8 protein-coding genes and 1 pseudogene are annotated in these 10222 nt (G+C 71.7%); 6 read left to right on the forward strand and 3 right to left on the reverse strand.

Going from position 1 to position 10222, the window contains the following annotated elements:
* Positions 1-233 precede the first annotated feature (233 nt).
* From ABZ070_RS32295 to ABZ070_RS32315, 5 genes and pseudogenes are all read left to right on the forward strand, one after another.
* Positions 234-804: pseudogene (locus tag ABZ070_RS32295) on the forward strand (protein kinase); the annotation flags it as partial.
* 416 nt (positions 805-1220) lie between these two features.
* Positions 1221-1787, forward strand: a complete 567-nt coding sequence (locus ABZ070_RS32300; protein ID WP_356639091.1) for a DoxX family membrane protein — start codon at positions 1221-1223, stop codon at positions 1785-1787.
* A gap of 87 nt (positions 1788-1874) precedes the next feature.
* The gene (locus tag ABZ070_RS32305) at positions 1875-2510 is read left to right on the forward strand and encodes a TetR/AcrR family transcriptional regulator (protein WP_356639093.1); all 636 of its coding nucleotides are present in this window, start codon (positions 1875-1877) and stop codon (positions 2508-2510) included.
* Positions 2511-2524: 14 nt separating this feature from the next.
* Positions 2525-4249, forward strand: coding sequence for an acyl-CoA dehydrogenase family protein (locus ABZ070_RS32310; RefSeq protein ID WP_356639095.1), 1725 nt, complete (start codon positions 2525-2527; stop codon positions 4247-4249).
* A gap of 420 nt (positions 4250-4669) precedes the next feature.
* Positions 4670-6151 (forward strand): ornithine decarboxylase, encoded by a 1482-nt coding sequence (locus ABZ070_RS32315; RefSeq protein WP_356639097.1) that lies wholly within the window; start codon positions 4670-4672, stop codon positions 6149-6151.
* Positions 6152-6209: 58 nt separating this feature from the next.
* On the opposite strand, the gene ABZ070_RS32320 is transcribed toward ABZ070_RS32315, so the two are convergent.
* Both ABZ070_RS32320 and ABZ070_RS32325 read right to left on the reverse strand, forming a co-directional pair.
* Positions 6210-7310 carry a glutamate--cysteine ligase gene (locus ABZ070_RS32320; protein ID WP_356639098.1) on the reverse strand — a complete coding sequence of 367 codons (1101 nt, stop codon included), beginning with the start codon at positions 7308-7310 and terminating at the stop codon, positions 6210-6212.
* A 110-nt stretch (positions 7311-7420) separates the two neighbouring features.
* A complete protein-coding gene (locus ABZ070_RS32325) occupies positions 7421-8584 on the reverse strand; it encodes an aminopeptidase P family protein (protein ID WP_356639100.1) in 1164 nt (387 codons plus the stop codon).
* A gap of 195 nt (positions 8585-8779) precedes the next feature.
* Between ABZ070_RS32325 and ABZ070_RS32330 the strand changes: the two genes are divergently transcribed.
* Entirely contained in the window at positions 8780-9781 is a 1002-nt protein-coding gene (locus ABZ070_RS32330) for a glutathione S-transferase C-terminal domain-containing protein (protein ID WP_356639105.1), read from the forward strand.
* 187 nt (positions 9782-9968) lie between these two features.
* Here the strand turns inward: ABZ070_RS32330 and ABZ070_RS32335 are convergent, their stop codons facing one another.
* Positions 9969-10136, reverse strand: a complete 168-nt coding sequence (locus ABZ070_RS32335) for a hypothetical protein (protein ID WP_356639102.1) — start codon at positions 10134-10136, stop codon at positions 9969-9971.
* Between the last annotated feature and the right edge of the window lie 86 nt (positions 10137-10222).

Here is a 10222-nt window from a genome sequence, read left to right on the forward strand (position 1 = left end):
AGCGCACTTGACTGGGGGTCAAGGGGTCGCAGGTTCAAATCCTGTCGTCCCGACTTGTGAAAGTCGCAGCGTCAGGGGCCGTTTCAGAGCGATCTGAAACGGCCCCTGATCGTTTTTGGGACCATGGGGGACAGCACACGTGGCCGGGCCGAAGCGCACTTGACCCGGTCAAGGTGCGCTGCACGCCGCACGATTGTCTCGCCCGGGTCAGGATTCACGGTGACGGTGGCGACCGTTTCGGGCACGAGCTGGACAACCTCGCCCGGCTGCCCACGGAGGTCACCGCGCCGCTGCTCGCCGGCGACCGCACCGTTGGACATGGTGCACCGGGACCTCAAGCCGTCCAACGTCATGCTGACACTCGACGGTCTCACCCTCATCGACTTCGGCGTGGCCCGGGCCGCCGAACAGAGTCAACTGACCAGGACCGGCATGGTCGTGGGCACGCCCGCCTGCACGGCGCCCGAACAGGCCTCGGGCTCACGGCGGCTGAGCGGCGCCACCGACGTGTTCGCGCTGGGTTCGGTACTGGCGTACGCGGCATGCGGCCGGCCGCCCTTCGGTGACCAGTCGGGACACGGTGTGCTGTACCGCATCGTCCACGAAGAGCCCGACCTGGAGCCGTTGCGGGAGCTGGAGCCGGACCTCGCGGAGGTGGTGACGGCCTGCCTCGACAAGGACCCCGAGGGACGTCTCACCGCCGCAGAGCTCCTCGAAAGCGTCGCCCAACACGGCTCGTTCACGGACCCGTTGTGGCCGTCGGGGATCACCGAGCGGCTGGCCGAGCGGGCCGCGTTCGCCGCCGGCGTCCAGGAGATCGACGTACGGACGATACCGCTCACCGGCAGCAAACCGGAACCGGAGAGGGAGACAGCGCCGGCAGCGGACAAGGGCACCGGGACGAAGCCCGACGCGGAGCCCGAGGCCGGGGCCCTCCGGGACGTCCCGAGCATCTGCCCGTGCGGGTGGCCGTCCCGGTGCTGCGGGGGGACGCCGAACCGCGTCGATCCCGTCGTCCCACCCACAGCTGACACCGGGCGCCGGCGGCCATGGAGCTCGTACGCGATCCAGCACCTGTGGACGGTCGGTGGCTCCAGGGCGTGACGGCCACGGCCGACGGTGTACCGCCTCACCCGTCCGGCCCAGCAACGCAGCCGCTCGCGGTGCCGGCGGGCCGTGAGTGGATGTCGTCGCCCAACGTCACAGCACCGGGAGAACCCATGACCCCCCTGAACCGACGTGACCTCGGTCTGCTCCTCCTGCGAGTCGGCACAGGCGCCGTTCTCATGGCCCACGGCTCGCAGAAGCTCTTCGGCTGGTTCGGCGGCGGCGGCCTGGAGGGGACCGCCAAGGGGATGGAGTCCATGGGCTTCCACCCGCCCAAGCATGCCGCTGCCGCAGCCGGCCTCGCGGAGGCGGGTGGCGGAGCGCTGCTCGCGCTGGGCCTCGCCACTCCCGCGGCCGGCGCCGCGGTCAGCGGCAACATGGCGGGCGCCGTGTCCGTGCACGCGCCCGCGGGCTTCTTCGCCCAGTCGGGCGGCTTCGAGTACCCGGCGTTCCTCGGCTTCACGGCAGCCGCGATCGGAGTCATGGGACCCGGGCGCTACTCCCTCGACCATGCCACCGGGCACCGCTTCGACCAGCCGTGGGTGCTGGCGGCGGCGTTCGCCGTCAGCGCCGCGGCCGCGGCGGCAGTGGTCGGCAAGCGGTCGAAAGGCCAGATCGGTGCGGACGTGGACCCGGGGGACGCCGAGGAGGACCAAGGGGACGAGGCTCTGGAGGAGTAACCCGGAGCGCAGGCCGCCGAGGAAGGTCCCTCGGGCAGGTCCCGCGAAAGTCTGGATCGAAACTCTGAACAGTGGTTCACTTGTTGCATGGCCTACCGCAAGACACCCGCCGTGCAGAGCCGTCTGGACGCGGCCAGGGAACACCTGGTCGAGCAGGCCACCTCCGTGGTCGCCGATGTCGGCTGGGCGAACGCCTCGGTGACGGCCGTCGCCGCCGCCGCCGGGATGTCGGTCGGCTCGGTCTACCAGCACTTCCCCTCCAAGGGCGCGCTCGCCGTCGAGGTCTTCCGCCGCGCGTCCGGACACGAGGTCGAGGTTCTCGGCGAGGTGCTCAGGGACGGCAGCGGCGACCCCGTACAGCGGCTCGCGCTCGGCGTGGAGGTCTTCGCCCGGCGCGCCATGGAGCGCCGCGGTCTGGCCCACGCGCTGCTCGCCGCCCCCGCCGAACCGGCCGTGGGCCAAGAGCGGTTGGAGTTCCGGCGCCGCTACCGCGAGCTGTTCGCCGAGATCGTCCGCGAGGGCATCGGCAGTGGCCGGCTCCCCGAACAGGATGCCGACGTCACCGCCGCGGCACTGACCGGCGCGATCGGCGAGGTGCTGGTGGACCCCCTCTCCGCCCCCGCGGAAGGCGACGCCGCCGACCATCTGGTCACCGAGCTGGTGGCGATGTCCCTGCGCTGCGCGGGCGCCGCACCCGCCGCCCGACCACTCCGACGACCGTGAGGACCGTGACCGTCATGACCGCGAACCCCGCCGCAACGGCGAGCGCCCCCGTACCCGCTCCGGCGCCCTCCGCTGCGGCCGCACCCGCCCCGAGCAGCAATCCGACGGCCCGCACCCACGACGTGACCAACCAGCCACCGCCGCTGGTCGGACACGACGTCGCCGACGACGCGGTGCTGCTCGAGGGCCTGCGGCGCGAGGGCGCCGGGTGGTACACCGAGGACCTGCACCGCCTCGGGCGGCTGGCAGGCTCCGAGCAGGTCCAGCACTGGGCCGAGGAGGCCAACCGCTGCGAGCCGGTCCTGCGGACCCACGACCGCTACGGAAACCGGATCGACGAGGTCGAATTCCACCCCGCGTACCACGCGCTCATGGACGTGGCCATTCGCGAGGGACTCGGCGGAGCGCCGTGGGCCGACGACCGGCCCGGTGCCCATGTCGCCCGGGCCGCGGGCTTCATGGTGTGGAGCTCGGCGGAACAGGGCCACGGCTGCCCCGTGTCCATGACCTACGCCGTCGTCCCCGCCCTGCGCTCCGCGCCCCGGCTCGCGGCGGTGTACGAGCCGCTGCTGACCAGCCGGGTGTACGACCAGGGGCTGCGCGCGCCCGCGAGCAAGCGCGGACTGCTCGCAGGGATGGGCATGACGGAGAAGCAGGGCGGCACCGATGTCCGCGCCAACACCACCGTCGCCGCCCCGCAGCAGGACGGCAGCTGGCGGCTGCGCGGCCACAAGTGGTTCACCAGTGCCCCCATGAACGATCTCTTCCTCGTCCTCGCGCAGGCCCCGGGCGGGCTGTCCTGCTTCCTGGTTCCCCGCGTGCTGCCCGACGGCAGCCGCAACACGTTCCGCGTCCAGCGTCTGAAGGACAAACTCGGAAACCGGAGCAACGCCAGCAGCGAGCCCGAGTTCGACGACACCGTCGCCTGGCTCGTCGGCCCCGAGGGACAGGGGGTGCGCACCATCATCGACATGGTCACCATGACCCGTCTCGACTGCATCCTGGGCTCCGCGTCCGGCATCCGGACCGCACTGGCGCAGGCGGCGCACCACGTCCGGCACCGCTCGGTCTTCGGCGCCAAGCTGATCGACCAGCCGCTGATGCGCAATGTCGTCGCCGACCTGGGCATCGAGTCGGAAGCGGCGACCACCCTCGCGCTCCGGGTCGCCGGGGCGGCCGACCGGGCACAGCGCGGTGACGCACAGGAGCGGTCGTTCCTGCGGCTGGCGACGGCGGTCGGCAAGTACTGGGTCTGCAAGAGGCAGCCCGCGGCGGTCGCGGAAGCCCTGGAGTGCCTCGGCGGCAACGGCTACGACGAGGCGTCCGGCATGCCCCGGCTCTACCGGGAGGCCCCCCTGAACGGCATCTGGGAGGGCTCCGGCAACGTCAACGCCCTCGACGTACTGCGCGCCCTGACCCGAGAGCCCGATTGTCTGGAGGCCTTCCGCGCGGAGATGGAGGCAGCCGCCGGCGCGGATGCCCGACTCGACGCGGCCTGGAGGCAGTTGCAGGGCGAACTGGTGGTCACCGACGATGCCGCACTGCGCGCACGCCGCCTGGTCGAGCGCCTGGCCCTCGTGCTGCAGGGGTCCCTGCTCGTCCGTCACGCGCCCGCCGCGGTCGCGGACGCCTTCTGCGCCTCCCGCCTCGCCGGCGACCGCGGACTGGCCTTCGGCACCCTGCCGCCGGGCCTCGACCTCGCCGCGATCATCGACCGCGTACCGGCCGCGACGGGCTGAGCGCTCGGGCGGCGACGTCGGGCGGCCGGGGCGGGAGCCGGGACGTGGTGCCGACCCGGCCCTGAGCGCGGCGGCGCTCACCCGTCCGGGACACCGAGCCGCCCGCGTCCCGCAGCGGCCGAGCGGCATGTCACCCCCGCGAGCGGGGAACCAGGCCACTCATGGCACCGACCAGCGCAGGAGACCGTCTGCGGCCTGCTCGGCCGCACCGGCCCGGCCCGGTTCTCCCAAGCCCCTGGCCCGACGCCGTTTTGGGTCCGGCGGGGCGGCGGACCCGGAACCGCGTCCGGCGGCGGTGTCCGAGGTGCGTCGGCCACCGGGCGCCGGGGCGAGGGGCGGCCGCCTCTGGCGGACATCCGTCCCCGTCCGTAGTCCGTTGGATCACTTTTGTACTGCTGTGACCCGGGGAAGTGGAGGGTCATGGATCACTCGCAGGTACCCGTTCTGGAAGCACTGGCCGCCTACCACGCCGAGAAGCACACCCCTTTCACGCCACCCGGACACAAACAGGCCCGCGGTGCGGATCCGCGGGTGAGTGCGGTTCTGGGAGACGCCGTCTTCCGAGCCGACGTCCTGGCCATCAGCGGCCTGGACGACCGGAGGTCCTCGAACGCCGTGCTCGAGAGGGCACAGGAGCTGATGGCGGACGCAGTCGGCGCGGAGCACACGTTCTTCTCCACGTGCGGCAGCTCGCTCTCCGTGAAGGCGGCCATGCTGGCGGTCGCCGGACCGCACGAGAAGCTGATCGTCGGCAGGGACGCCCACAAGTCGGTCGTGTCCGGCCTGGTCCTTGCCGGAATCCGGCCGGTCTGGGTCGACCCCCAGTGGGACGCCGAGCGTCATCTCGCCCACCCGCCCTCGGCCGACGCCTTCCGCGCCGCCCTCGAAGAACACCCCGACGCCCGCGGCGCGCTGGTGACGACACCCACCCCGTACGGCACCTGCTCCGATCTGTCGAGCATCGCCGAAGCGTGCCATGAGCACGGAGTACCGCTCATCGTCGACGAGGCGTGGGGCGCGCACCTGCCCTTCCACCCGGACCTGCCGACCTGGGCCATGGACGCCGGGGCCGACCTCTGCGTCACCTCCGTCCACAAAATGGGATCCGCCCTGGAGCAGAGCTCCGTCTTCCACCTGCAGGGCGATCTGATCGACCCGTCGGTCCTCAAGAGCCGCGAGGACCTGCTGGGCACCACAAGCCCCTCCGTGCTCATGTACGCGGGGCTCGACGGCTGGCGCCGTCAGATGGTCGAGCACGGCCACGCTCTGTACGACGAGACGCTGGCGCTCGCCAAGGACGCCAGGGCCCGCATCGCGGAGATCGACGGCATGCATGTCCACGGGCGTGACGACTTCTGCGGCCCCGGCCGGGCGGTGGACCTGGACCCGTTGCAGGTGGTCGTCGACATCACGGCTCTCAAAACCACCGGCTACCGGATCGCGGACTGGCTGCGCGAGCACCACCACGTCGACCTCCACCTGGCCGATCACCGTCGCATCAGTGCCCAGTTGACCCACGCGGACGACCAGGACACCGCCCGCGCCCTGGTCACAGCCCTGAGTGACGTGGCGGCCCACGCGGCGGAACTGCGCCCCGCCCCCCATGTCGAGGTGCCCGACCCGGCGGGTCTGCGGCTCGAGCAGGTCATGCTGCCGCGCGACGCCTACTTCGGCCGGATCGAGGAGGTGCCCTGGGAGCAGGCCGTCGGCCGCGTCGGCGCGGAGATGCTCACCCCGTACCCGCCGGGCATTCCTGCCGCGCTGCCCGGCGAAAAGCTGAACGCGGACGTACTGCGCTATCTCCGCAGCGGCGTGGACGCCGGCATGGTCGTCCCTGACGCGGCGGACACGGAGGTGAAGACCGTCCGCGTGTCGGTCGAGGACGTCGAGGGCGGGGACTGACCGCCCCGGACCGGGCAGGGGCAGCGGCGTGCTCCCTCACTGTTCGGAAGCGGCCCCTTCACGGCGCCGTCGTCTCGGTGATGATCATGTCGGTCACCGCCTTCAGACCGCCCTCGGCGAGAGCTCGCCGCTGCCGGTCGGCCGGTGTGCCCTGCTGCAGAAGCCGATGGACGAGCGAGATCACCTCACGGGTGTCGCCTGCGGCGTCCAGAGCGGGCGTGATGTGCTCCATCAGCATGGCGACGACGTCACCGGCGCTGCGACGCTCGCCCGTCGCGGTGATCAGATGACCGTTCAGTCCATGCCGGGCCGCCTGCCAGTTCGACGCCTGCACCACCTCGGGCGGACCGACGCGCACCGGCACACCGGCCTTGGTCTCGTGGATGGCCGTCGTGACCAGCGCGCGGACGATGCCGGCGAACATGACGGCCTCGTCGACCCGCAACTGCACGTCGGGGCACCGGACTTCCAGGGTCGGAAAGCGGTCCGACAGCCGGGCCTGCCAGTAGAGCTGCCCTGTGTCGGAGATGATCCCGCTGCTCAGGAGCGTTTCGATCCGCTCCTTGTGGTCCGCGAGGTCCCTGAAGGCGGGTGGCGGCCCGCTGACCGGCCAGCGACCGTAGATCACGGTCCGCCAGCTGGCGAACCCGGTGTCCTGCCCGTCCCAGAACGGCGAGTTCGCGGACATGGCGACGAGCACGGGCAGCCACCCGCGCAGCCGGTTCATGACGGCCACTCCGACTTCCGGGGAGGGCACTGCGGCATGGATGTGCATCCCGTTCACCAACTGCTCGGCGACCAGTTGCGGAGCCTGCAGCCGTATGGCGCGATAGCGCGGCTTCTCGGTCACCGGTGCCGACACCGCCCCCCGCCGCGGCGGTGTCGCGCATGCCGCGAGCCGGCATCCGTTCGCCTCGGCGGCGGCACCCACCGCATGCCGCATGCGCAGAAGATGTCCGCCCGCTTCCTCCAGCTCGGCGCAGACAGGGGTGGCGACCTCCACCTGCACCTGCAGCAGTTCCGTCTGCAGTTCGTCCTCGCCGAGGATCGGCCCGAGACCGACCGCCGCACGCACCTGCTCCGCCCGCGGCACCGGCAGTCCGGTGTCGGCGTCGAGCAACAGGTATTCCTCTTCCACTCCCAGGGTGACCGGCTCCATGAGGTCAGTCTCGCGGGGCGAGCGGCATGATCGACCAAGGACACGGGCCATCGCCCGAAAGGCGTCGCCGAATGACCGTGTCCTGGACAGGAGGGAGGGGGCTCAGCCGGTCACCGCACGAGGACCATGTCCCTGCGGGTGTTGTTCAGGCGTCGGCCGCCGTCCTCCGTCACCGTCACGATGTCCTCGATCCGCACACCGAACCGGCCCGGCAGGTAGATCCCCGGCTCCACGGAGAAGCACATGCCGGGCACGAGCGGCTGCTGCTCGCCCTCGATCATGTACGGCGGCTCGTGCGTGGTGACGCCGATTCCGTGGCCGGTCCGATGGATGAAGTACTCGCCGTACCCGGCCTCCGTGATCACGCGCCGGGCCACCCTGTCCACCTCCTGACAGGCGATCCCCGGACGCACGGCCAGCACGGCTGCCTCCTGGGCCTCACGGACGATGTCGTGCACGCGCCGCTCCTCGGCGGTCGGTTCGCCGACGTGGACGGTGCGTGACGTGTCCGAGCCGTAGCCGTCCTTCAGGCCGCCGAAGTCCAGGACGACCATGTCCCCTTCCTCGATGACGCGCTCACCGGCCTCGTGGTGCGGGTTCGCGCCGTTGGGACCCGAGCCGACGACGGTGAAGTCGACCTGCGAGTGCCCGAACCGGCGCAGCGATTCCGCCAGATCAGCGGCCACGTCCGTCTCCCGGCGGCCCGCGAAAGGCACCTTCTGGATCTCCTCGTACGTGGCGTCGGCCGCCGCCCCGGCCGCCGTCAGCCGTCCCAGCTCCGCGCGGTCCTTGACCGCTCGGAGCATCGGCAGGACGTCGGTCAGCGAGGCGTACGACGTCGCCGGCAGCGCGCGCTGCAGTTCCAGCAGGTGCAGCGCCCACGCGTTGTCGCTGATGCCGAACCGGCCGGCTCCGGGAAGGAGGCCCGCGGCGGCGCGGTACGGGTCCTGGCCGTCGCGCCAGTCGTACAGGGCCAGCGCCCCGGCGCCGGCGGCCTTCGCCGCGTCAGGGGCTTCCAGCGTGGGGACGACGAGCGCGGGGTCACGGTCGGGAGTGAGCACCAGCAGCGTGAGCCGCTCGGTTGCCGCCGGCGGCTGGTATCCCGTGAGCCACACCAGGTCGGGGCCGGGTGCGACGAGCAGTCCGGCGAGTCCCGCGTCGGCGGCGGACCGTGTCGCCCGTGCCATCCGGGCGCGGTAGTCGTCGGCGGTGAACGCGGCGGTGTCGCTGGGCAATGTGGTCTCCCTGAAGGTGTGGACGCGCGGAGTGAGCATCGCCTCGAAGGATCCGGTCGGGCAAGAGGAACGCTCGATCCACACGTGAGCTCGACGACCACCGGTCCTTTGGCCAGGTGGCCACGGTAGCTGTTCGGCGGTCGGCGCAACGGCGGCCGATCCGGGCCGGCACGAAGGTGAGCCGTGCGGCGTTCGCGGTAGCTGTTCCCGGGTAGGGGCGGGTACGTGAGCTATGTGAACCCCGGCGGGGAGTACTCGCGCGACAGCCGCTACATCACCACCCGGATCACACGCGACGGAAGTGAGGGATTCCCGGTCGAGCCCGGTCGCTACCGTCTGGTGGTCAGCCGCGCCTGCCCGTGGGCGAGCCGGGCGGTGATCGTACGGCGGCTCCTCGGGCTGGAGAAGGCGCTGCCGATGGCCGTCGCCGGTCCCACGCACGACGAGCGCAGCTGGTCGTTCGACCTCGACCCCGGAGGGCGGGACCCGGTGCTCGGCATCGAGCGGGCCCAAGAGGCGTACCTGGCCCGTGATCCCGGCTACGACCGGGGCATCACGGTGCCGGTGATCGTCGACGTGCCGAGCGGCAAGGCGGTGACCAACGACTTCGCGCGGATCACGATCGACATGTCGCTGGAGTGGGCGGCCTACCACCGTGAGGGGGCGCCGGCGCTCTACCCGTCCGCGCTGCGGCCGGAGATAGACGCGATCAACGAGGTGGTCTACAAGGACGTCAACAACGGGGTGTACCGGGCAGGGTTCGCCGGGTCGCAGGACTCGTACGCCGCGGCGTACGAGCGCCTCTTCGCCCGGCTCGACCGGCTTTCCGAGCGGCTGGAGACGTCCCGCTACCTCGTCGGCGACACGATCACCGAGGCGGATGTGCGGCTGTTCACCACTCTCGTGCGCTTCGACGTCGTCTACCACAACCACTTCAAGTGCAATCGCCAGAAGCTGTCCGAGATGCCGGTGCTGTGGGCGTACGCGCGAGACCTGTTCCAGACGCCCGGCTTCGGCGACACGGTCGACTTCGAGCACATCAAGCAGCACTACTACGTGGTACACCGTGACATCAATCCGACCGGGATCGTGCCGGCCGGCCCGGATCTGTCCAACTGGCTGGAGCCGCACGGCCGGGCGGCGCTGGGCGGCCGTCCCTTCGGCGACGGCACGCCGCCGGGACCGGTCCCGCCCGAGGAGGAAGTACCGGCCGCCCACAGGCCCCAGGCCGGCTGACCCCGCGGCCAACCGCAGGCTCCACCAGCGGTCGGCCGGTGCAGCCCCAGGCCGGTGCAGCCCCAGGCGCACCCTCCGGGCAGCAGTTGTTCGGCGCGTTGTCCTTGACCGCCGTGTCGTCCAGGGGTGACCGACCGGTCGGGCAGCTGACCTCGCTCCGCCGTCCGCGAGAAGGAGCGCGCTCGCGTCACCGTGGCGAGGACATGATCCGCCGGAGATCGCCGGTCAGGGTGTTCAGCCAGTGCTCCAGGTCGGCGTCGGCCACCGTGTCGGCTCCCGGAGGCAGTCGCACCGGGACCAGAGCCGCCTGCGGCGGCCGGTCTCCCGTCTCGCTCAGTGTGCCGACGCGCCGCATCGCGGCAGCGACGCGCTCGGCCGCGGCGTGCGCCCGGCATCCTCACGATGAGCGTCGTGATGATCACGATGTACACGGGCGTCGCG

Source organism: Streptomyces sp. NPDC006283, from assembly GCF_040613325.1.
Lineage (GTDB): Bacteria > Actinomycetota > Actinomycetes > Streptomycetales > Streptomycetaceae > Streptomyces.

Excerpts from the sequence above, each read along its gene's own strand:
- ABZ070_RS32300 (WP_356639091.1), top strand. The coding sequence starts at position 1,221 with ATGACCCCCCTGAACCGACGTGACCTCGGTCTGCTCCTCCTGCGAGTC.
- ABZ070_RS32305 (WP_356639093.1), top strand. The coding sequence starts at position 1,875 with ATGGCCTACCGCAAGACACCCGCCGTGCAGAGCCGTCTGGACGCGGCC.
- ABZ070_RS32310 (WP_356639095.1), top strand. The coding sequence starts at position 2,525 with ATGACCGCGAACCCCGCCGCAACGGCGAGCGCCCCCGTACCCGCTCCG.
- ABZ070_RS32315 (WP_356639097.1), top strand. The coding sequence starts at position 4,670 with ATGGATCACTCGCAGGTACCCGTTCTGGAAGCACTGGCCGCCTACCAC.
- ABZ070_RS32320 (WP_356639098.1), bottom strand. The coding sequence starts at position 7,310 with ATGGAGCCGGTCACCCTGGGAGTGGAAGAGGAATACCTGTTGCTCGAC.
- ABZ070_RS32325 (WP_356639100.1), bottom strand. The coding sequence starts at position 8,584 with ATGCTCACTCCGCGCGTCCACACCTTCAGGGAGACCACATTGCCCAGC.
- ABZ070_RS32335 (WP_356639102.1), bottom strand. The coding sequence starts at position 10,136 with ATGCGGCGCGTCGGCACACTGAGCGAGACGGGAGACCGGCCGCCGCAG.